20 protein-coding genes and 1 tRNA gene are annotated in these 19,473 nt (G+C 64.9%); 6 read left to right on the plus strand and 15 right to left on the minus strand.

The genetic code is table 11. The features are described 5' to 3' along the window. Window positions 1-92: 92 nt before the first annotated feature. Together AC07EQ_RS37000 and AC07EQ_RS37005 are read right to left on the minus strand one after the other, a co-directional pair. On the minus strand, window positions 93-530 hold the full coding sequence (locus tag AC07EQ_RS37000) for a nitroreductase family deazaflavin-dependent oxidoreductase (protein ID WP_478392470.1): 438 nt from the start codon (window positions 528-530) through the stop codon (window positions 93-95). A gap of 93 nt (window positions 531-623) precedes the next feature. Next, complete coding sequence (locus tag AC07EQ_RS37005) at window positions 624-1,346, minus strand: DUF4232 domain-containing protein (RefSeq protein WP_478392471.1); 723 nt, start codon at window positions 1,344-1,346, stop codon at window positions 624-626. Window positions 1,347-1,681: 335 nt separating this feature from the next. On the opposite strand from AC07EQ_RS37005, the gene AC07EQ_RS37010 reads away from it, so the two are divergent. Further along, window positions 1,682-1,757: transfer RNA gene (locus AC07EQ_RS37010), tRNA-Lys, on the plus strand. Window positions 1,758-1,834: 77 nt separating this feature from the next. Here AC07EQ_RS37010 and AC07EQ_RS37015 read toward each other — a convergent pair. Beyond that, window positions 1,835-2,152, minus strand: a complete 318-nt coding sequence (locus AC07EQ_RS37015) for a tyrosine-type recombinase/integrase (protein WP_478392472.1) — start codon at window positions 2,150-2,152, stop codon at window positions 1,835-1,837. Between the two features lie 89 nt (window positions 2,153-2,241). Beyond that, window positions 2,242-2,529, minus strand: a complete 288-nt coding sequence (locus AC07EQ_RS37020; protein ID WP_478392473.1) for a hypothetical protein — start codon at window positions 2,527-2,529, stop codon at window positions 2,242-2,244. Window positions 2,530-2,683: 154 nt separating this feature from the next. On the opposite strand from AC07EQ_RS37020, the gene AC07EQ_RS37025 reads away from it, so the two are divergent. Beyond that, window positions 2,684-3,826 (plus strand): TIR domain-containing protein, encoded by a 1,143-nt coding sequence (locus AC07EQ_RS37025; protein WP_478392474.1) that lies wholly within the window; start codon window positions 2,684-2,686, stop codon window positions 3,824-3,826. Between the two features lie 678 nt (window positions 3,827-4,504). Here AC07EQ_RS37025 and AC07EQ_RS37030 read toward each other — a convergent pair. The 4 genes from AC07EQ_RS37030 to AC07EQ_RS37045 form a co-directional block, all read right to left on the minus strand. Further along, window positions 4,505-6,940, minus strand: a complete 2,436-nt coding sequence (locus tag AC07EQ_RS37030; protein WP_478392475.1) for a hypothetical protein — start codon at window positions 6,938-6,940, stop codon at window positions 4,505-4,507. A gap of 972 nt (window positions 6,941-7,912) precedes the next feature. Next, on the minus strand, window positions 7,913-8,563 hold the full coding sequence (locus AC07EQ_RS37035) for a GNAT family N-acetyltransferase (protein ID WP_478392476.1): 651 nt from the start codon (window positions 8,561-8,563) through the stop codon (window positions 7,913-7,915). Window positions 8,564-8,643: 80 nt separating this feature from the next. Beyond that, a complete protein-coding gene (locus AC07EQ_RS37040; RefSeq protein ID WP_478392477.1) occupies window positions 8,644-9,465 on the minus strand; it encodes a hypothetical protein in 822 nt (273 codons plus the stop codon). Between the two features lie 494 nt (window positions 9,466-9,959). After that, window positions 9,960-10,367: a hypothetical protein gene (locus AC07EQ_RS37045; protein ID WP_478392478.1), complete on the minus strand. Its 408-nt coding sequence runs from the start codon at window positions 10,365-10,367 to the stop codon at window positions 9,960-9,962. 122 nt (window positions 10,368-10,489) lie between these two features. Between AC07EQ_RS37045 and AC07EQ_RS37050 the strand changes: the two genes are divergently transcribed. Together AC07EQ_RS37050 and AC07EQ_RS37055 are read left to right on the plus strand one after the other, a co-directional pair. Then, entirely contained in the window at window positions 10,490-11,116 is a 627-nt protein-coding gene (locus AC07EQ_RS37050) for a ClpP family protease (protein WP_132495539.1), read from the plus strand. Continuing rightward, window positions 11,113-11,703, plus strand: coding sequence for a ClpP family protease (locus AC07EQ_RS37055; RefSeq protein ID WP_478392479.1), 591 nt, complete (start codon window positions 11,113-11,115; stop codon window positions 11,701-11,703). Before AC07EQ_RS37050 ends, AC07EQ_RS37055 begins: the two co-directional genes overlap by 4 nt. Before the next feature lie 9 nt (window positions 11,704-11,712). On the opposite strand, the gene AC07EQ_RS37060 is transcribed toward AC07EQ_RS37055, so the two are convergent. The 3 genes from AC07EQ_RS37060 to folP form a co-directional block, all read right to left on the minus strand. After that, window positions 11,713-12,060, minus strand: a complete 348-nt coding sequence (locus AC07EQ_RS37060) for a helix-turn-helix domain-containing protein (RefSeq protein WP_478392480.1) — start codon at window positions 12,058-12,060, stop codon at window positions 11,713-11,715. Between the two features lie 172 nt (window positions 12,061-12,232). Continuing rightward, a complete protein-coding gene (locus tag AC07EQ_RS37065; RefSeq protein ID WP_478392481.1) occupies window positions 12,233-12,982 on the minus strand; it encodes a dihydrofolate reductase family protein in 750 nt (249 codons plus the stop codon). Then, a complete protein-coding gene (gene folP / locus AC07EQ_RS37070; protein WP_478392482.1) occupies window positions 12,982-13,797 on the minus strand; it encodes a dihydropteroate synthase in 816 nt (271 codons plus the stop codon). Before folP ends, AC07EQ_RS37065 begins: the two co-directional genes overlap by 1 nt. A gap of 1,358 nt (window positions 13,798-15,155) precedes the next feature. Between folP and AC07EQ_RS37075 the strand changes: the two genes are divergently transcribed. Together AC07EQ_RS37075 and AC07EQ_RS37080 are read left to right on the plus strand one after the other, a co-directional pair. Next, entirely contained in the window at window positions 15,156-15,812 is a 657-nt protein-coding gene (locus AC07EQ_RS37075; RefSeq protein WP_478392483.1) for a YeeE/YedE family protein, read from the plus strand. Further along, the gene (locus AC07EQ_RS37080; RefSeq protein ID WP_478392484.1) at window positions 15,812-16,228 is read left to right on the plus strand and encodes a YeeE/YedE thiosulfate transporter family protein; all 417 of its coding nucleotides are present in this window, start codon (window positions 15,812-15,814) and stop codon (window positions 16,226-16,228) included. The genes AC07EQ_RS37075 and AC07EQ_RS37080 overlap by 1 nt, the downstream gene beginning before the upstream one ends. Window positions 16,229-16,378: 150 nt before the next feature. Here AC07EQ_RS37080 and AC07EQ_RS37085 read toward each other — a convergent pair whose 3' ends face one another. The 4 genes from AC07EQ_RS37085 to AC07EQ_RS37100 form a co-directional block, all read right to left on the minus strand. Continuing rightward, window positions 16,379-17,425 (minus strand): hypothetical protein, encoded by a 1,047-nt coding sequence (locus tag AC07EQ_RS37085; protein ID WP_478392485.1) that lies wholly within the window; start codon window positions 17,423-17,425, stop codon window positions 16,379-16,381. Window positions 17,426-17,627: 202 nt separating this feature from the next. Continuing rightward, window positions 17,628-18,023: an arsenate reductase ArsC gene (locus tag AC07EQ_RS37090; protein ID WP_478392486.1), complete on the minus strand. Its 396-nt coding sequence runs from the start codon at window positions 18,021-18,023 to the stop codon at window positions 17,628-17,630. Continuing rightward, on the minus strand, window positions 18,020-19,102 hold the full coding sequence (gene arsB / locus AC07EQ_RS37095; protein WP_478392487.1) for an ACR3 family arsenite efflux transporter: 1,083 nt from the start codon (window positions 19,100-19,102) through the stop codon (window positions 18,020-18,022). Before arsB ends, AC07EQ_RS37090 begins: the two co-directional genes overlap by 4 nt. After that, on the minus strand, window positions 19,099-19,461 hold the full coding sequence (locus AC07EQ_RS37100; RefSeq protein ID WP_478392488.1) for an ArsR/SmtB family transcription factor: 363 nt from the start codon (window positions 19,459-19,461) through the stop codon (window positions 19,099-19,101). Before AC07EQ_RS37100 ends, arsB begins: the two co-directional genes overlap by 4 nt. Window positions 19,462-19,473: the final 12 nt, after the last annotated feature.

The following is a 19,473-nucleotide window of genomic DNA, read 5'->3' on the forward strand; positions in this document are numbered from 1 at the left end:
GGTTGCCACTCAAGGATGATCCAGCCGGATTCTGTCCTCTGTGGATGCGATGATCGGGGCGCGACGGCACGAGCCGTCGCGCCCCGATCTTGCTAAGCAGCCGGTTCCAGCACGAACACCGGAATCTCGCGCGAGGTCTTCTCCTGGTAGTCCGCGTAGTCCGGATAGGCGGCGACCGCGCGCGACCACCACAGCGCCTTCTCGTCCCCGGTGACCTCCCGCGCCACGTAGTCCCGGCGCGTCGGCCCGTCCTGCAGTTCGACGGTCGGGTTCGAGAGCACGTTGTAGTACCAGACCGGGTGCTTCGGCGCCCCGCCGAGGGAAGCGACGGCGGCGTAGGAACCGTCGTGCTCCACGCGCATCAGCGGGGTCTTGCGGAGCTTCCCGGACTTGTTGCCCTTGGTGGTCAGGACGATCACCGGCAGCCCGCGCATCGTGGTTCCCCTGGTGCCGCCCGAGCCTTCGTACTCCTCGACCTGGTTGCGCACCCACTCCGTCGGGCTGGGTTCGTACTCGCCGGTCAGCGGCATTGAAGCGCTCCTAACGTCAGCGTCAACGGCGCCTGTGGAACGCCCCCGGAGAAGCCCCTATTCCCCTGCCGCCGACCGGCGAACCCGCCAGGATCAGTCGAAGACGGTGACGCCCTGAGCGGCGGGCTGCAGCGTGCCGACCTTCATCGACTTGATCGGGAACTCCGCGTAGAGCCCGCCGTTCCCGGTGTTGGTGCCGTCGGTGCCGAAGATGGTGGCGTTCACCGCGTCGCTGGCGCCCGGCACGCCGACCTGGAAGCCGGTGGCGACGAAGGTGTTCGAGTCACCCTTGTCGCCGAATTCGATGAGCACGCCGGCGAAGCCGGTCTGGCCCGGGTCGAGGCTGAAGTCCGTCGGGCCGCCCGGGATCTCGACCTGCTGGGTCGGCACGTCGCCGGTGCTGTTGGACATGTCGAGCGGCGTGACCGTCGGCCAGCCGTTCAGGTCGCAGACCTTCTGCGACTCGTTGGTGACGGCCATCAGCAGGACGCCGGGGCGGTCGGGCTGGACGTTCAGGTCGACCTTGAAGTCGCTGGAGGTGCACTTGGCACCGGTGGTGCGCTGACCGCTGCCGGACGCCTGGCCACCGGCCGTCGTGCCGGCGGAGGGCTTGGAGTCGCTCGTCGACTTGCCGTCACCGGCGGACTGGCCGGGGTGGAACTCGCCGGGGGCGATCCCGGCGGCCGCCGCGGAGCCATCGGTGGTGCCCTGGGGGGTCTGCGGCGCGGCAGCCGGCTGGCCGCATCCGGCGAGCAGGAGGGCGCCCCCGACGAGTCCGGAGATCGCGCCGAGCGTCCGAGTGCGGTTGAGCTGCATTGTTGACCCCTTCGTAAAGCTGTTTCGTTCCCCTTTGCCCCGTAAGACGTGTACTGCCCGACGAGGTTGTCAATGAGCCGAAAGAAGTTTTCAAAACTCCCTGACCAGCAGTGATGCAATCACATGATCAGGCTTCCCCGGAACCGGCCGGCAACGGGTGCAGCGCCTCGGCGCCGAACCTAAGTTCACCTCCGGCCGCTGCTCTGGTCACGGGCCGGAGAGGTGGGGGAACCCCTCACCGCAGGGCGAGGCGGGTGCGGATGTGACCTTCATCGGCGAAGAAGCGGCGACCGGTACCGCACAAGATCGCCCGGACCTTGTAACCTTGGGCACGCGGGTCGTTAGCTCAACTGGCAGAGCAGCGGACTTTTAATCCGCGGGTTCAGGGTTCGATCCCCTGGCGACCCACCAAAACCCCAGGTCAAACGGCCTGGGGTTTCGTGTTTGGTGATCGTCCGGTGCACTTTTGGTGCACCTTTCGAGCGGGCCTAGCTCTTCAGGGCGCGTTCCAAGGCGTCCGCCGCCTGCCTGCTGACTGCCTTCCGGCCCATGTACACATCCTGCGTCATCGACGGCCGCGAGTGTCCGAGCTGATCGGTGATCAGCCGCGCGGACAGCCCCGCCGCATCCAAGATCGTCGCAGCGGTCTTGCGGAATACATGCGAGGTCACCCACGCGAAGCCGTCACTACCCCGAGTCTCGCGGAGCACTCGCCGCTTATTCGACGCGTCACGGAGCCTGCCGAGGCTGTCCGGGAACACCGGGCCGTCCGGGACATCGGTCTCGGCGAGGCGCCGACGCAGCATCTCCACCGCCCACGAGGGCCCCGTATTCGGTCTTGGTGGACTTCCTGATCAACCCTTTGCCCTTGACCCGGACCACGTTGAAGTCGCCCCTAACGCCCCTCCGCCTCTAGGTCGACATCGAGCCAGTAAACCGCCAGTGCCTCGCCGATACGAACACCAGTGGCGAGCATGAAACGGGACAGGTCCGGAACGTCCCAGCGGACGGCCTTCTGATCCGATTCGAGTTGAGCGAGCCCCTGAACGCGTTCGTTCAGGGTCAGCGCGCGTGGAGGCTTCTTCCTCCTGCCTTCGATGCGAGTGGTCTCAACCGTGGCCGTGCCCTTCTTGAGCTGCAACGGCCTGCGCGGGTCGAGGACATGTAGCCGGGAGCCCGTCATCTGGCCTGCGCGGACACCGACCGGGACTAGTTGAAGGCGCCGCCGGCGTCAAGATCCCGGGACCTTGGCGCTCCACTGACCGCAAACCGCTCTGACTTGCCATGAGGTTGTCGATCACAATCTCTTTTCGCCGGTCCCCGAGTAGGCTGCAGCGATGACGGATCTGAGTCTGGAGTTCCTATCGATTGCGGATGAGGCGAGCTTGCTCGCCCAGCGCGAGGCTGACCTTGACGCGGAGACGCTTTCCGCCTTGAAATCCGCCGCTGAGCAGGTCGGCAGGTCGTGGTCTAAGTCCAGTCTCGGTTACCAGGCCAACGTCTACTATGCGGACTTCGAGGTGCCGCCTGCCGGGGCAAAGTTCAGCCGCGAATGGGGATTTCGAGGCGCGTTTCACGGCACGATCGGCGACTGGCAGCGGTACGACTCTGACGATGTTGTCGCCAGTATTAAGAAGCTGGCAGGGAACCCTGACTTGGCTCCGTCCCGAGAGGTGTCGGATGCCGCGAGGAGCCCGGTGGAAGTGCTTATTCATCGGGCACGCTCGGCTGCGGTGCGGGTCAGTCCACCGCATGATGACTATTTCAAGGAAAACTGCGAGGAGCTCCAGCGGATCTCGCTGCCTCCGATTGACGCGATTGGCGCCTCGCTGATGAACGTCACCAGTGGGCAGTTCCCCGTTCGGGATATGCAGGCTGCGGAGGACGGCTGGCAGGTGGCTGGCCACCAACAAGTGATCGCCGAATTGATGCACGTGCGATCGCCCTACAGTGCCGCACGACGTCTCGCTGAGGTGTGCACGAGACTGGGACACCACCTCCAGGCGGTCGAATCGAGCGCGGAGGCGGTGTTGATACAGCTCGGTAGCAAGATCTTCATCGGGCATGGCGGAAGGTCGAGGGAATACCTACGGCTCGGCATGTGGCTCCAAGATGAGGGTCTTGAGTGGGAGGTATTCGACCGCACCCCAACTGCCGGGCTGAGCACTAAAGAGAGACTCTCTGAGATGCTTGACAACGCTCGGATGGCGTTCCTTTTGATGACGGCAGAGGACGAGACTGCCGAGGGCAAGGTGCGCGCCAGGGAAAACGTAGTCCATGAGGTTGGGCTCTTCCAGGGGAGGCTCGGCTTCACGAAGGCGATCGTTCTGCTTGAGGATGGCTGCGAGGTGTTTTCCAACATCTCCGGGCTGGGGCAGATCCGCTTCCCCGAGGGGGACATCAGCCCCGCCTTCGACGAGATCCGAAAGGTGCTGCAGCGCGAGGGCATACTCCCCCTATCGCCGGGTCAAGCAAAGTAACCGCCGCCTCGAAGGCAGCAGAAAGCTACCGACCAGACCGGCATCCGCGCAGTGTCAACCGCTTACTTTGTTGGCTTTGAAATCAAAGTCTCGGTGCTCCGGCTAGGCCGCAGTTTGTCGGGCCCTAGCCCACGTGTGTTTAAACTTTCTCTACTTCATCAAGGGCGGCCCCTGCGGGGCCGCCTGCCTGCTGTATGCGAGCCAGGACGAGGCCGCCGACTTCCTGTATGCGAGCCCGGTCAAGCCGCTGATGGCCGGCCGGGCGTGCGGTTCGCTGCGCTCACCGGTCCCGGCCGGCCATCGGTGGCGACCGGGCGCGAGCGGAAAGGTCGGCGGCCTCGTCATGGCGCGAGCGGAAGGCAGGCGGCCCCGCAGAATCCGCCGAGATGGAGATTTGAACCACGGATGTCCTGACTTCACTGGGTCGGCTGGGCGAGCCGTCGAAGAACGGTGCTGGGCGCGCAGCCGAGTTCGTCGCCTCACTACTCCAGCAGGTATCGAGCCGTAACGTCATACACGGGGTTGCCTGGCTGTGGTCGAGTCCTCGGAATCTCCGTCGTAACTCTTCGGCGGCGTCACCGTGACATAATCAGTGCTTCTGGAGTTATCGAAGCTGGTATAGCCGGGACTGTAACCGCCACGAGAAGATATGTTGCCTGCCTACTTCTTCTTGAAGGGCTACTCGTTTACCGCCGCCCCGGCCTCATCGGCAGATGGTGTAGTACTCCTGTGCTCAGTGCTCGTGTAGTTCGCGGCAACTCGCCATCGCTTAGGCCAATCCTTCCAGTACGGGTCCCCTCCTGGTCTGTTGCTGATCTTGAACCTTAGAGGCCCGGCCGAAGATATAATCGCCGAAGGCATAGCGACTATACGCGATTCACGAGTTGGCATCCCAGGGGCAACAGCCCAGGACGGAAAGTATAGCTGCAAGCTGTTTGCGCCATTTCGATACGTCAATTCTGATCTGCCAAAGGAGTCCCGATGCTCTCTCTCGAGCAGGTATACCTGCGGATAGATACCGCTAGCAATCACACCTTCTCGCCAAGATGCGATTCGCTCAATCGCTACCGCAATCTCAGATTTGGTCGGGAAATCGTTATTGCCATGGAGTGTGGCGTTGCGGATTTTCACGACTGCAGAGTCTTGGAGGAGTTGGCTCACGCCCTGGAGTGATTGCAGTACGGATGCCCTGCCATCTGTCGTTAGATTGAGGAACGGGATCGTGTAAGGAAAGGCAAAGGGCTTCGGTGTACAGCGGCATTCTGCGGGAATTTGGTGCGCTGGTCGCTGGTAGTCACTTTCAGGCAAGCCGCGAAGCGCCTTTGCTAGTCGTGCAAATCCGGACGCCAGAGGAACAAGTGTGTTCTTGCCGTTCCGTTTAAGCGCGAAATCGGAGTTGGGGACCGGTGCGTGGATGTCGAGAAATTCGAGAAGGCTTGCTGATACGTTGGGATCGTACCAGAAAGAGTCAGATTCCAGATAATGATCAGTTGTCAAGGCCCACGTTGAGAATATAAGGGCGCGCGCCAGGGCGTCCTCGGTTGCGGTGAACAGATTTGATATGGATCCACGTAGTGTTTCTTCAGCTGCCGCCGGGTCTTTAAGAATCTCCGTCAACTCAGATTCTTGAGTCGCGATACGTTCCAAATCCACAAAGATTGACGCAGTGGTATCAACGCCCAACTTCCAAAGCATCCTCTCAAGTAGCATGTCGCGATCGATGCTATCGGCGTCTATAACACCTAGGAAATTGGCTGCAGCTAAAGCAGACTTGCGAGTCCCGAGTACGAGGTCCCTTAATGCAGACTTGGGGCTGAGCTGACGTATTGCGAAACCGAGTAGCTCCTGCTCGCTTAGGCCATCTGGCTGGTCGAGTGCATACTGTAAATCCTTCGGATCGAAGAGTCCGGAGCTGTAGTAAAGATGGTGCAAAAGTTGGTGCAATTGCTTAGCGGCGAGACCGGTATGTGCCGGAGCCGTAAAACGCACGCCGTGCGTACCGATTTCGGCCCGCAGTCTGTGTTGGCCATGAGTCCAACGGAGGAATTTCCGGTTCCGAAATTCGTAAGGGGGGATTTCCAGTCCGCCTGAGTAGATCGCTCGGTCAATGGCCTCCATGATTTCTGCGTCCCTGTGTAGGAGTAGCACTTGCAGTAGGCTTGCTTTATCGAGCGCAGCGACAAAGTCTGCAGGATTTCCTATAACCACGCCGAGCCTGCGCGACAGATCGTTCTGAGAATCTGACTCGCGGAACTTGCGACGAAGCAACCTGTCGCATACGATACGTGTCTCGTCGAGAGTGAGCCCGTCCGCAATCGTTTCTATGAGAGCTTCGTAAGAGTGAATTCGGAAAGGGTTATCGAGTTCCATGCATGCTTCCGTAACGAGACGTGCGTTCTCGTTAGCTACTCCAGAATAATGATCTCTGATGTAATCCCCGACCACACCGCGTGTCTTTGCGATCGCAGTATCCCCAGTCGTGAGGTAAATCGGGTGTATAGCTTCGCATGTCTCGTCTGAGCAGAGGTATCCTGGAACCTCATAATCGTCGGATAATGGCAGCGCGCGCATCTCGTCGGAGGCGAGACATCCAAATGGTCCGACGACTGTACGCCCCCCTTGAAAGACGCCGATCGGAAGAGATCGAAGTAGGTTCAAGGTTTCTCGGTTATTGAGTCTAGTTCGCTCAGGATACATCTGTGCCGCGTTGTCGTGAAGCTCTCGGCCGAAGATATACGGGAAATGTATTTTTCGCATTTTAGCTTCAACGGAAAGGGCCTTTCGCATTGCGTCTATATCGGATTCAAGTGATACGAATAATCCGTCAGCGCATCCGAAGGCGAGGAATTCCGCCATTTTGAGTTCATTAGGCTTTGTGCGGCGACGCCGATCGAGCACGCCTTGCCGGACGCGCTCGCCGAGTTCGGTGAGTCGGATGGGGCGTATAAGCGCGTCAGGGACTACGTAATTGTTGTCTATAAAGCATCCTCGGAGAAGGTCGCGGATCTGCAGTATCTCGTTGTACTTTTCGCGGACAGCAGTGTCCTTGAGTGCTTCTGCGAGTTCAATGTCCGCTGGCCGAAGGGCGGATCCACCGCCGTCAATTTGAGCCACTGCATAACCTTTCCGACGAGCAATCACATCGCCAACATACAGTACTTTGTGGAACTGCTGTAGCGACCATTAGAGGCAAGCGGCCCATCAAGCACTCGTAACTGGAAGTCGGGGCATCGGCGATTAGCTCGTAGAGTTGCTACCTCTGTCAAGGATCGCGGCCCGATTTGACGGTGTTCAGGGGGCTTCTGCATGTCTTGGGCCCGCCCCTTGGCTAGCTGTAGGGGGACGTTGTGAACGGGCGACCCGGGGGTTCAAGGTTCGATTCCCCCACAAAACGTCCAGATCGCCGTGTGGCCAGTGCTCCATGTGGGTGAGGCGTGATCGGTTAGCTAGAAACCCTTCGGATCACGTCGGCGCCCCCGATATGATCGCCCCTGCGGCCGTTAGGGGGAGACTGCTACTGCATTCGGAAGCAGTGCAGCCCCCGGGCCATCTAGGTTCAGAAGTTTCGATCGACGGGCAGCCATTCGACCAGCAGTGCACACCCAGAGCCCACACTTTACCCCCACAAGACAACGACAAACGACGCTGAGCGACCATCCTCAATGGCCGTTTTCTTTCGTTATTCGACCAGCTGACGAGGGCTACCGACGTCCAACGTCAAACATCGGCAAGCGTCGCCCCGTAATCCGCGGGTTCAGGGTTCGATCCCCTGGCGACCCACCAAAACCCCAGGTCAAACGGCCTGGGGTTTCGTGTTGGTGGGCCCCGGTTGCCACTGAATTGCCACTTTTCCTCGCTACTCGGCGGAGCCCACGAACTTCAGAGCCGCGGCGCTACCCGCGACTCCTGCCCCAGCCGAAGTAGTGATCTTGCGTCATCGACACTGGCTCGCGGCGCTGTGCGACGAGCGGTTGTGGATCTTGCTGAACGCGGGGTGGTCGTGGTTGTCCATGGTCGGGGCACCTTTGTCGCCGCCAACGGCTAGGCCGCAGTCTGTCTGGTGTCAATTGATGTTGGACACTTCGGCTACGTGGCGTTGAGGCCCAGTAGTGGTAGGCACGGGTCAAGTCCCTCGACGTCGACCGGGATGGTGCGATGCCGCTCCCACTCCGCTCGGGTCAGGCGTAGTCGATGCTCAATTGTCAACTGTCCACGAAGGGCGCGGCGTTGGAGCCCGTCGGGTTGGTAGCCGAGCTTGGTGGACACGGTGCGGGAGGCGACGTTGTCCTCAACTGCAGCAGAGATCGCCGCTTCTGCGTTGAGGCAGGCGAAGGCGAGGTGCAGCACCGCGGCGCGCATCTCGGTGCCGATTCCCTGTCCCTGGTGGCGCTGTCCGAGCCACGAGCCCGTGCGCACCTCACCGGTGATGGACAGGTCACGGGCCCCGATGCTCTGCTGTCCGACGACTACACCGGCGTGAAACACGGTGAGGTTGAGCGACCAGTCCTGCGGGGTCCAGTCGCCTAGTTGCGTCCAGTGGTGCTGGATGACGCTCAGAGCGACCTTGGCCGGTGACTGGTCGGTCCAGGGCACGCTGAACGGCATGACCTCCGGGTCATGGACGCCGCCGGCGGCCAGGTCGGCTAGAGCGCCGAGCTCTTCAGGCGAAGGCAGATGCAGTTCGAGCCGTGGCGTTGTCAGCCGCAGCCCGAGCAGGGGGAAGTGGTCGACCAGCATGTCGCCATCTTGCCCGGGAGATCATCTGCAGTTCCAATCGCGGCACGGCTTCGGCGGTCACCCACTGCCACACGGATTTCCTAGGCTCCCCGAACTCCTGGTCTCAGCTCAATCCTCGTATCGTCGGTTTCCCGGAAGACGAAGGTGGAGCTGGTATTGGGGTTCCAACCGACAGGTACCACGAAGTACCGCCCGTTGCGTGCGGCGAGAAGCCGCAGACCTGTGTAGCGATAGCGCAGGTCGGTCACTTCGCCCAGGTCTTTCGGCTCCACCCCCGGGCCTCGCAGGCTCAGGCGCTGGCTGCTGAAAACCACTACTTCGGTTCGCTCTTCGATGTGTTGCGCGTCGTACACCGCCTGTCGTGTGCCTTCCTGCCCTGCGAACAAAGCAATTCCCCAGACCAGGAAGAAGACAGCGACCAAGACAGGAATTCCCTTGCCGAGTGCGTTTCTCGAGCGGGCTCCGCGCTGGGCGGCTCGACTTTGTCCCAGCAGCAGCCCCGCGGCGATTAGCGCGAAGGCCAGCGGATAGAATGGATAAACCGCCTCAAAGTCGATGATTCCGGCGGCGAAGACGACCAATCCGGCAACCACGAGTGCGAGGTGGTAGCGGGCCAGCGCCGTCCATGCCGAGGAGGTTGCGCGCCAAAGGCGACGGGTCAACGGCAGGGTTCTCGGCGAAGCAGGAATGCTGATTACGACCAGTGCAAAAATAAGCGGCCACGCAACCGTTTCTGTCAGCACTCGGGTGCTCTGGATTACGAAGTCCGTGAAACTCATCCCGATGTCGAGTGCGGAGAGCTGGAAATAGGCGTAGTAGCGGCCGGTGTAGATCGCTCCGAAGTAGAACATCAAAGCGGCGAGGAGAGAAGCTTCCGCGGCTACCAGCTTGAGAGAAGTCATGCGCACCGCGGAGTCCCCGGGCTCCTGACGAATGGCGGGCATCACGTTGCGGGCGGCCCCTCATCCGGAGGTGTATCGGGGCCTGGGGGCTCGCCGTCACCGTCGGCTCCCGGAGTCTGGGTGGGGGTCGGCTCCGGCGGAGGGGGGACAATGCCGTTGGGCGGCGTCTTGGTGCGCAAAGGAGGAGGCGGCAACGGCTCGACGGGGTCTCCGCCCTCTGCGGGCTCGGAGGTTTCCTCCGGTGCGGGCGAGGGCGTGTCTCTGTCGTTTGGTGCGGGGCAACCGGCTGCGAGCAAGCAGCAGGCGCTGATGAGCCCAATGTTGGCCAAACGCCCAGGCATGACTCGCACGGTGCATCACCACGCATGTTTCCGAAATATGATGGCAACTTCTCATACTGCCGCGCGATCGTGTCGAACGTTGGCCGCACTCACCCTATGGTGGGATCGAGATGTCGGCTCCGGGTGCCTGGCGGTGGCCCCTGGGCGTCCGGTTCATGCGCCGATCTCCTTGCGCAGTGAAGTGGTGAACGCCTGCAGTGCGGCGATGGTCTTGTCGTGGTGTTCCTTGTCAGGCGTCTTGGCTCGCCAGCACGCTTGGACGTAGGAGTTCGCGTGATCACGGGTCTCCTGCGTGCACAGCAGGTGAATGACCGCGCGGCCTCTCTGGAGTTGAGACTGCCACTCGCGCAACTCGCTCGGTTCTAACGATGCCTGCCAGTGCTTGCTGCCGCTCTGGAACTCGTAGATGTTGGTGGCCGCACTGACCATCTCTGCGGCACCGGACAGCTTCTGGTCACGCAGCCACTTCCGCTGCTCACCCCTGCTCTTGATCCAAGCCCCGAGCAAGGCGCCCGAGAAGCCCAGCAGCGCGCCGATGATCCCAGCCAAGACATTGATCACGGGCTGACCCTAACCGACCCACGATGTCCACAGTGGACAATTCGGTGCCCGCCTGCTGAGGGCTGATCCGCTCACAGCAGCGAAACCGGAGATGTGCACCGGGGTGGCGGCATTGTCGGGGCATGACGGATCACGAGAAGCAGCCACTGTTCGACCACCGACTCCGAGAACGGTTCTTCAGCCAGCGGGTACTGGTCCTCGATGGCCCGCTCGACGACGACAACGGGACAGTGCTCGCCACCCAGCTGCTGTCCCTCGCGAGCGAGGATCCCCGCAAGGACATCGCGTTGTGGATCCACTCGCCGGGCGGCTCGGTCTCCGCGATGCTGGCCATCCGTGACGTGATGCGGCTCGTGCCGTGCGACGTGGCCACGCTCGCGCTGGGACTGGCGTGCAGTGCGGGACAGTTCCTGCTGTCGTCGGGCACACCCGGCAAACGCTTCGCCCTCCCGCACGCCCGCATCCTGATGCACCAGGGCTCGTCCGGGATCAGCGGATCGGCGGTCGAGGTGGAGGTGCAGGCGGACGACCTGCGGCACACCCGGGACACGGTGCTCGGGATCATCGCGGAGGACACCGGCCAGCCGATCGAACGGATCTTCGCCGACTCGTTGCACGACCGCTGGTTCACCACCGAGCAGGCACGCGAGTACGGCTTCATCGACCACATCGTCGACAGCCTCGACCAGCTCGTGCCCGTGCGCACGCACCAACTGGGGCTCGGCGCGGCGACGGGAGCCGGCGAATGAGCACCTACACCATTCCCAACGTCATCACGCGCAGCGTGGCCGGCGAGCGGATCATGGACGTCTACTCGCACCTGCTGTCGGAGCGGATCGTCTACCTCGGCACCGCGATCGACTCCGGTGTGGCGAACGCGTTGATCGCCCAGTTGCTGCACCTGGAGGCGGACAACCCGGAACGAGAGATCAACCTGTACATCAACTGCGAGGGCGGCGACCCGTCCGCGATGCTCGCGCTGTACGACACGATGCGCTACATCAAGGCGCCGGTGGCGACGACGTGCGTCGGCCAGGCGGTTGCGGCCGGTGCGGTGCTGCTGGCCGCGGGCGAGGCCGGGCACCGATCCGTGTTGCCCCACACCCGGGTGGTGCTGCACCAGCCCGCGGCGCAGGGCCGCGGCGCCATCCCGGACCTCATCATCCAGGCGGACGAGGTGGTGCGGGTGCGCACCCAGCTGGAGGACATCCTCTCGGCGCACACCGGTCGCGATGTCGCGGACCTGCGGCACGACACCGACCGGGACCGCGTGTTGGACGCGGCGGGCGCCGTCGACTACGGGCTCGCGGACCGCGTCCTCGACCACCGAACCTGAGATCGCGTCTCAGGCGGCCATGAGCACGGGTCCCGCGGGACGGCGCCCGACCGCGGGACCCGCGCCGCGGCGCTGCCGGACGTCGCCCGCGATGCCGGCGAGCAGGTCGGCCAGGTCGACACCCAGCGCACCCGTGACCGCGGCGATCATCTCGCTCGAGGGCTCCTTGCGACCGCGTTCGATCTCGGACAGGTACTGCGGCGAGATGCCGGCCCGCTCCGCGATGTCGACGAGGCGGCCACCCTGCTCCTCCCTGGTCGCACGCAGGCTCCGGCCCAGCACCTCGCGCCACAGCGGTTCCGGTTCACGATCCGGCATGCGGGTGCGCTTCTGGTGGAAGGGAAGGATGTCCGCCATACCGTCATCCTGGCACCGGTCCCGCGCCCCGGGGCAGCGGTTCCGCTCCCGGCGGAAACACCCCGACTCGGCCCGCAGGGCATCGCCGCCTCGTCGGTCGCCGACCGGTTGCCATGCTTTTCGGCCAGATCGACGTCTTGGTGCGAGCTCGTGCCGGCCTGACCGCGCCGATTCAGAGCTGTGCCGGACGGTTCCGCACGAGGTAGCGCACCAGCATCGCGCCGTCTTCGGTCAGCACGGAGGCCAGCTCCATGTCGATGGGGTCGAGCGGCAGTCCGGTGGCGATCCGCCCGTGCTCGCCGCTGACGAGCAGCGGCGAGATCGTCAGCCGCAGCTCGTCGACCACCCCAGCGGCGAGGAGTCCGCCGAAGAGGTGCGGGCCGCCTTCGCAGTCGATCCGGTTCAGGCCGCGTTCGGCCAGCGCCTCGGTGGCGGCGGCGAGGTCGACGGTGTTCTCCCCGGCGATCAGCAGTTCGGCACCGGCCTCTTCCCAGGCCTTCTGCTTCTTCACCGGCGCGCTGGCGCAGGTGATCACCAGGGTCGGCGTGGCGGCCTCGGTGATCACCGGAGCATCGACGGGCAGGGACCTTCCGGTCGTGACCACGGCGGTCGGCGGGACATCCCGGAGCCCGTGACGACGACGCAGTTCGAGCGTGGACTCGTCCGGGTGCACGCCGCGGAACTCCTCGACCATCGCGGTCGTGGCACCGACGAGCAGGACGTCCGCGAGATCGCTCCCGAGCTTGAGCACCTTCTGATCGGCTGGGCTGGAGAGCCGGCGCGCGCGGCCGCCCACTTCAACGGCTCCGTCAGCGCTGGAGACGTAGTTGACGACCAGCCATCGGCGGCCCTCGGGGTACGTGTAGAGGCGTTCGAGCCGCTGATCGTCGAGGTCGGCGTGCTCTGGCCAGATCTGCTTCATCACGAGATCCATTCCTGCTCTCGCGCCGGAGTCCGCGTGCCGTTGATGCAGGCGACCATCTCCAGCGTGCGCCGAGTCGGCAGAACCTGATGCACGCGGAACATCGCTGCTCCGACGCGGGCCGCGATCGCGGTGGCCGCCAACGTGCCCGTGAGGAGTTCGTCCCGGTCGGCGACGTCGAGGTCGAGGCTTTCGCGAACGAAGGTCTTGTTCGACAGCGCCATCAGCACCGGCCAGCCTGTTTTCACGATCTCCTGCACCCGCGCCACCAGGGCCAGGTGGTCGGGTGTGTTCTTCCCGTATCCGGTGCCGTCGACGAGGATGCCACCGCGCGGGACGCCCTTGGATTCGGCGAGCTCGGCCAGTCGCACCGTCTCGTCCAGCACCGCGGTGACGACATCCTCGTAATCCGAGCGAACCGGCTCCGCCCGGGGGACGCGGTTGGAATGGGTGCACACGTAGCCGGCCTCGTAGGCCGCCGCCACGTCGAGGATCTGCGGGTCGGCAGCGCCCCACGCGTCGTTGATGATGTCGGCGCCGGCCCGGCAAACCGCATCGGCGACCTCGTGCCGCCAGGTATCAACGCTGATCAAGACGTCGGGATGCGTTGCCCGGATCCACTCGACGGTGGGCAGCACCCGCCGGATCTCCTCCTCGGCATCGACCTCCGCGCCGGGACTCGCGGTCACGCCGCCGATATCGATCACATCGGCGCCTTCCGCAACGGCACGATCGACAGCCGCCTTGGCCGCGTCCTCCTCGAACGTGGCACCCCGGTCGTAGAACGAATCGGGAGTCCGGTTGACGATCGCCATCACCAATGCCCGGTCTCGAACCACTCGCCGGCCACGGAACGCGAGGTCGAATGCGCTGGAGCCAAGTTCCTGCACTGGCCCGATCCTTCCTGCGGTAGCTGCCCGAGCCGCCGTCACCCTCTGTTACCGGAGGTGCGCCCAGGGGTAGGTATGCGCCAGTCTGCCAGAGCTGATCCCACCGCCATCCGGTCGAGGAGGCATTCCCGACCGGATGGCCGAGCCGATCCGGCCGCTGCCCATGGCCTGAGCGGCGTGGGATCCAGGTCGCGCCGTACCGATCATGCACCCGAAGCAATCGCATGTCGGTTGTGGTAATGCGAACCAAGGTTCCTCGGCCATGCCGTCGGTGACCGGCGAATAGTCCGCGACTTCGTCCGGCGTGCCACATTTGACCAGTTAGGGGCGCGTGTGACAGGTGAGTCAGGACGTCACGGCAATGACTTCACCGCCTGCCGCCTCCCCCGAATTCGGCCGCGGGCGGGTGGCATATCCGGGCGATTTGAAGTAGGACGAATTCCACATGTTCGGGCATCGGTTTGAGAACTCTCGTATCACGGTGCAGTAACTAAATTCACCGGTATTTTGTTATTTAATCGTGAGCAGTGTGGAAAATCGCTGGTCATCGTGCCTTTTTGATTGAGATTCGTCTTTTTGCCGGGCGCGTAACGGGAGTAACGAGTTCGGGGATCCGCTGGATTAATAGCCCGGAGGGGGATCGCGTTACGGTGTGTCGCATTCCGCTACACACTGCGATCGCTGGTCGGATCGCGCAAATACAAGAACGACAAGATCGCGCCATATCGCCTACCCCGACCAGGCGGTATGAGCAGGTCAGATCGGAGTGATATGGGCTGCTCCCACGCCCAATCCTGCCCCCTCTTCCCGTTGTTAAGAGCAAGCTTGAGCGGCTGGCGCGAATCCTATTGCGACAGCGATGACAGGTGGCGTGATTGCGCCCGGTACAAGTTGGCGTCCCGGGGCCAGCTCGTTCCGATCTCACTGCTCCCGAACGGCGCTGACGTGGGGCACATCAGGAAGGCCGCCGAGCGGTCCGCCACGGCCGAACCGACCCCGCCGGCCCCGCTCATCTCCGAGTCGCCGGAGACCGTGGCCTGGTTCGAACCGGCGCCGAGACCAGACCTGACCAGGCCTCGCGAGTCGTCATTCCGCTCTCAGTCCCCCCGGCCCCCACGGCCACAGCCACAGCCGCAGCCCCCGCAACCCCCGTCGGCCCCTTCGCGGGCCCCGCAAGTCCCAAGAACCCCACCGACCTCGGACCGGGTAACACGGCCCGCGCGAGAGCAGGGCCCGAAACGCCGCTGGTGGACCCGACTCGCCGAGTGGATGAGAGGCCCCGCATGAGCAACTACTGGCCCTGGTGGGCGGGCGCGATCGGGCTCGCCCTGGTCACCATCAACTACACGCTGATCACGGATCGGTCCTTCGGGGTGTCCTCGGCGTGGGATCGCGTCCTGCACTGGCGTGCCGAACGCCGCATCGAGCGGCAGGAGGCCCAGTTCGCCGACGACCGCGCCCTCGAGGAAGCGTTCGCCGCGGCGACCGCCGCGGAGTTCGGGACCCGCTCCGAAGCACCCACCTCGCCGGACGTGATGCGCGGTGACGCGCGGCCGCACGGCCAGGACGCCGGATCCGCGGCGCGCGAGCAGAGCACGACGCAGACCGTGCGCTCGGCGCCTCTGGTCACCCAGGCCGCCCTGCTCCTGTCGATCTTCGTCGGCGGCTGGGTGGCCGCCGTCGTCGCAGGCCGGTTCGAGGTCCGCTTCGACATGGGCGAGGGTTTCCGCCAGCTCGTCACCGCCGATTCGAACGTCATGATCGGCGTGCTGTTCGTCGGAGGCATCCTCGTCGGTTTCGGCACTCGCTTGGCCGGTGGCTGCAGCTCCGGCCACGGACTCAGCGGCTGCGGGCGGTTGCGTCCGGTCAGCCTCGTTGCGACTGCCGTCTTCTTCGGCACCGCTGTTGTCGTTTCGTTCCTGCTGTGGAAGGTGATCTGATGCGTACCAGGGGCGCGGTGCTCGTCGCCAACATCATTACCGGGCTGGCTCTCGGTTTCGTCGTCACCAACATCGGGTTCGGCGACTACACCGAGCTGAACCGCATGTTCACCTTCCAGGACCCCCGCATGCTGTACGCCTTCGCCGGGGCCGTGGCGATCATCGTGGTGATCTTCGCCGTGGTGGGCGTCCGCCGCACGGCAGGGCGAATCCACGGCGGCGTGATCCCCGGGGCGGTGCTGTTCGGCACCGGCTGGGCGATCTCGGGTGGCTGCCCGGCGATCCCGATCATCCAGGTCGCCAGCGGTTACCTGCCCGCTCTCGTCACGATCGCCGGTGTCATGGTCGGAATGTGGTTGTGCCGCTGGGCCAACGCCAGGTTCTTCCAGCTCGACCGCGGCTCCTGCGGGCTGTAGCGACCGATGCGGGGGCCTGTCCTGGACCGGGCCCCCGCATCCTCTTGGCGTCACCGCCGACGTGCACGCCCTTCGGGCGACTCGGCAGCAAAGAACCCCAGGCGCAGACCTGGGGTTCTTTGCTGCCGGGGTCTTCCGCCCGTAGCGCTCTCAGCGGGGCTTGGGGAGGCTCAGCGTCTCCCGCAGCTCCTTCAGACCTAGGGTCCTTTCCTCGTCCCGGCCGTCCTCGACGTGGGTGTAGAGCGTCAGCACCAGCCTCCGGGCTCGCTCGTACCGCTCGTCGCTCCAGGTCTTCAGGCGATCCAGGGCCGTGCGCACCGGTTCGAAATCCCCTGGGAACAGGTGCAATCCGATGTCGGCGAGTGCCGGATTGCTGACCTCCGCGAAGGTGAGGGCGGACTCGAAGGGCTCCCGGACCACGACGCCTTCGCTCACGCCGCTGTTCTCCATCTGGTCGTACACGAGGTCCAGCCACGTGTCGCCCGCCAGCAGTTCGCCGAACCGGACGGCGACCCACGGGTGCAGTCCCTCGCCGCCGCCCCTGGCCGGGTGGGACTCCCTGTGCGCGTAGCTGAGCACCTGGCCCGCGCGTCCCTTTTCGTCCTGCCCGATGAGCACATGCCCTTCGAGGTGACCCGCGTAGCCGGCGAACAGGCCGTCGCACATCTGCCGCGCGTTCCGCAGCGGCTCGAGGGCCGCGGCCTGGTCACCGCTCTGGAGCAGGAGGTTGCCGAGGAGGATGTTGGCGACGTCCCCGGCATCCGTGCCCTCGTGGACGTCGGCGGCCTGCTCGAAGCCGTTCCGGGCCGCCTCCAGCGCGCCGGTCAGTTGAGCGGCGAGGCTCCCGAGGAGCACTCGGCCGGAGTCCGCGGACGTGCACGACTGGAAGTCCGGGGTGAGCATCACGGCCGCCAAGGGGCCCAGCCAGGGGTCTTCTCCCGCAGCGACCAGCTTCAGCCGCTGCCGGCAGGAGTCGCCGAGCCCGTGCTCGCCGAGTTCGATGCCCGCCAGCGCCATGGCGGCATGCCCGGACACGGCGGTGCGTCCCGCGTCGGCGATCTCGGTCAGCAGGGTCCGCGCTTCCTGGGAATCGCCCGCCCGGTACGCCGCCAGACCGCGCTCGACCTCCTCCGGCACCGGGCTCAGCGGGTCGGGCGGAAGCGGGCGGGCTGATCCGTGGTCGTCCAGCAGGGTCATGTCGTCGCTTTCTCTCGTCGGAGCGTTGAGGCGCGAGCATGCCACGAACGGCCGACATTGATGATCACGAAGTAGGGCCTCTCTCCCCGCCGGCCGCTGCGCTCGGCGGGAAACACCGGCAGGCGAGGAAGAATCGGCGAACCTGGACTCAACGGGGCGCGCGAAGTCGTTGGCCACCAACGGAAAACGCCGAAGGCCGGGCTCAGAGTTCGGTCAGGAGGTGGCGGACTCGGCGATCGATCTCGTCCCGGATGGTGCGGACCTCGTCGACGCCCTTCCCTGCCGGGTCGGCGAGTTCCCAGTCCAGGTAGCGCTTTCCGGGGAACACCGGGCAGGCGTCGCCGCAGCCCATGGTGATCACCACGTCCGCGGCTTCGACGGCGTCGGTGGTCAGCTTCGCGGGGATCTCGTTCGACAGGTCGATGCCGAGCTCGCCCATGACGGTCAGGACGGCCGGGTTGATCGTCTCCGCGGGGGCGGATCCGGCCGAGCGCACGGCCACCTCGCCCCGGGCGTGGTGCTGCAGGAGGGCTGCCGCCATCTGGGATCGTCCGGCATTGTGCACGCAGACGAACAGGACTTCGGGGGTGCGGGTCACGATCGCTCCAGGTGATCAGGGGTGGGGTCGGTGAACCGGCGGCGGACGGCCAGGGCGACGTAGACCAGGGCGACCAGCACGGGCACCTCGATGAGGGGGCCGACGACCCCGGCCAGGGCTTGCCCGCTGGTGGCGCCGAAGGTGGCGATGGCGACCGCGATCGCGAGTTCGAAGTTGTTGCCCGCCGCGGTGAACGAGAGCGTCACCGACCGCTCGTAGCTCAGCCCGATCGCCTTGCCCAGCGCGAAGGAACCGGCCCAGATGATCGCGAAGTACGCCAGCAGCGGCACGGCGATGCGGGCGACGTCGAAGGGCCGGTCGGTGATCTGGTCACCCTGCAGGGCGAAGAGGATCACGATGGTGAACAGCAGCCCGTAGAGGGCGACCGGGCCGATCTTCGGCAGGAACCGGGTTTCGTACCAGTCCCGGCCCCTGGCGCGTTCGCCGAGCTTGCGGGTCGCGTACCCGGCCACCAGCGGGATGCCCAGGAAGATCAGGACGGACTTGGCGATCTGCCACGCCGAGACGTCCAGCCCGGCCTGCGGCAGGCCGAGCCAGCCCGGCAGCACCGACAGGTAGAACCAGCCGAGGCCGGCGAACGCGATCACCTGGAACACCGAGTTCAGCGCCACCAGGACGGCGGCGGCCTCCCGGTCCCCGCAGGCCAGGTCGTTCCAGATGATCACCATGGCGATGCAGCGGGCCAAGCCCACGACGATCAGGCCGGTGCGGTACTCGGGCAGGTCGGGCAGGAACGCCCAGGCCAGCGCGAACATCACCGCCGGGCCCGCGACCCAGTTGAGCACCAGCGAGGACACCATCAGCCGCTTGTCGCCGGTGACCGTCGCCAGCCGGTCGTAGCGGACCTTGGCCAGTACCGGGTACATCATCACCAGCAGGCCCAGCGCGATCGGCAGCGAAATGCCGTCCACCTGCACGGCGTCCAAGGCCGGACCGAGGCCGGGGATCCACCGCCCGGCCAGCAATCCGGCCACCATGGCCGCGCCGATCCACACCGGCAGCAGCCGGTCCAGCGTCGACAAGCGCGCGGCCACCGGGGCCTCCGCCGCCCGGGTCATGCGGTGACCGCCTCGGCGTCGGCCGGCACCAGCACGGACGAGACGGCCCGCAGGGTTTCGGGGCGCACGCGGTAGTAGATCCAGGTCCCGCGCCGTTCGCCCTCGATCACCCCGGCTTCGCGCAGCACCTTGAGGTGGTGCGAGATCGTCGGCCCGGACAGCTCGAACGCCCCGGTCAGGTCGCACACGCACGCCTCCCCGCCCGCGTGCGAGGCGATCAGCGACAGCAGCCGCAGCCGCACCGGCTCGCCGATCGCCTTGAACACCCGGGCCAGTTCGGCCGACTGCTCCGCGTTCAGCGGTTCCCGCATCACCGGCGAGCAGCACTGGGTCGCATCCTCGGGACCTTGTTTCGACATGCATCTATCTTG

This window comes from Saccharopolyspora sp. NPDC045839, from assembly GCF_056431645.1.

Coding starts and splice junctions, on each gene's coding strand:
- AC07EQ_RS37000 (WP_478392470.1), bottom strand. CDS start 530: ATGCCGCTGACCGGCGAGTACGAACCCAGCCCGACGGAGTGGGTGCGC.
- AC07EQ_RS37005 (WP_478392471.1), bottom strand. CDS start 1,346: ATGCAGCTCAACCGCACTCGGACGCTCGGCGCGATCTCCGGACTCGTC.
- AC07EQ_RS37015 (WP_478392472.1), bottom strand. CDS start 2,152: ATGCTGCGTCGGCGCCTCGCCGAGACCGATGTCCCGGACGGCCCGGTG.
- AC07EQ_RS37020 (WP_478392473.1), bottom strand. CDS start 2,529: ATGACGGGCTCCCGGCTACATGTCCTCGACCCGCGCAGGCCGTTGCAG.
- AC07EQ_RS37025 (WP_478392474.1), top strand. CDS start 2,684: ATGACGGATCTGAGTCTGGAGTTCCTATCGATTGCGGATGAGGCGAGC.
- AC07EQ_RS37035 (WP_478392476.1), bottom strand. CDS start 8,563: ATGCTGGTCGACCACTTCCCCCTGCTCGGGCTGCGGCTGACAACGCCA.
- AC07EQ_RS37040 (WP_478392477.1), bottom strand. CDS start 9,465: ATGACTTCTCTCAAGCTGGTAGCCGCGGAAGCTTCTCTCCTCGCCGCT.
- AC07EQ_RS37050 (WP_132495539.1), top strand. CDS start 10,490: ATGACGGATCACGAGAAGCAGCCACTGTTCGACCACCGACTCCGAGAA.
- AC07EQ_RS37055 (WP_478392479.1), top strand. CDS start 11,113: ATGAGCACCTACACCATTCCCAACGTCATCACGCGCAGCGTGGCCGGC.
- AC07EQ_RS37060 (WP_478392480.1), bottom strand. CDS start 12,060: ATGGCGGACATCCTTCCCTTCCACCAGAAGCGCACCCGCATGCCGGAT.
- AC07EQ_RS37065 (WP_478392481.1), bottom strand. CDS start 12,982: ATGAAGCAGATCTGGCCAGAGCACGCCGACCTCGACGATCAGCGGCTC.
- folP (WP_478392482.1), bottom strand. CDS start 13,797: ATGGCGATCGTCAACCGGACTCCCGATTCGTTCTACGACCGGGGTGCC.
- AC07EQ_RS37075 (WP_478392483.1), top strand. CDS start 15,156: ATGAGCAACTACTGGCCCTGGTGGGCGGGCGCGATCGGGCTCGCCCTG.
- AC07EQ_RS37080 (WP_478392484.1), top strand. CDS start 15,812: ATGCGTACCAGGGGCGCGGTGCTCGTCGCCAACATCATTACCGGGCTG.
- AC07EQ_RS37085 (WP_478392485.1), bottom strand. CDS start 17,425: ATGACCCTGCTGGACGACCACGGATCAGCCCGCCCGCTTCCGCCCGAC.
- arsB (WP_478392487.1), bottom strand. CDS start 19,102: ATGACCCGGGCGGCGGAGGCCCCGGTGGCCGCGCGCTTGTCGACGCTG.
- AC07EQ_RS37100 (WP_478392488.1), bottom strand. CDS start 19,461: ATGTCGAAACAAGGTCCCGAGGATGCGACCCAGTGCTGCTCGCCGGTG.